The organism is Neisseria sp. P0009.S007, from assembly GCF_051962515.1.
Map to the genome: position 1 here is coordinate 1 of NZ_JBQCVF010001013.1, position 316 is coordinate 316.

1 pseudogene is annotated in these 316 nt (G+C 57.6%); it reads right to left on the reverse strand.

Annotated features, from left to right (window positions below):
- Positions 1 to 316, reverse strand: a pseudogene (locus ACTHS3_RS17550) (DNA polymerase III subunit gamma/tau); the annotation flags it as partial.

Genomic DNA, 316 nt, shown 5'->3' on the forward strand with positions numbered 1-316 from the left:
TCGCCAGCAGGGCTTCGCCGTCTTGATTGACGATACCCGCCAGCAGTTCGTACAGATATTGCTTGTCCACCGCGCCTATCATTTGGCGGACGTCTTGTTCGGCAACGCTGCCCGAACCCATGGCGATGGCTTGGTCGAGCAGGCTTAAGGCATCACGCATCGAGCCTGCGGCGGCACGGCCCAAGAGTTGCAGGGCGGCGGGTTCATAGGCGATGTTTTCGTTGTTTAAAACATGGGCAAGGTGGTCGGCAACCTGTTGCGAAGTCATGTTGCGCAAGACAAATTGCAGGCAGCGGCTCAAAACGGTAATGGGGAC